Source organism: Providencia sp. UF-183 (assembly GCF_058246155.1).
This window is the reverse complement of the sequence record NZ_JBSICD010000120.1, coordinates 1-240: the sequence shown is the minus strand read 5'-3', so window position 1 is coordinate 240 and position 240 is coordinate 1. Positions and strand designations below refer to the sequence as shown.

Annotated in this window: 1 protein-coding gene; it reads left to right on the top strand. The window is 64.2% G+C overall.

Annotated elements, in window-relative coordinates; translation table 11 throughout:
- On the top strand, window positions 1–240 hold a 240-nt coding region (locus AC4IFT_RS22610), incomplete at both ends, for a GTPase (protein WP_490752995.1).

Here is a 240-nt window from a genome sequence, read left to right as displayed (position 1 = left end):
GTGTCCGCCGCCAAGCCGAAGGTGGCCGATTATCCGTTTACCACGCTGGTGCCAAGCCTGGGCGTGGTGCGCATGGACCACGAGCAGAGCTTTGTGGTCGCCGACATTCCGGGGCTGATCGAGGGCGCCTCCGAAGGCGCGGGCCTGGGCATTCGCTTCCTGAAACACCTGGAGCGTTGCCGCGTGCTGTTGCACCTGGTGGACATTGCGCCGATCGACGAATCCGATCCGGTGGAAAAC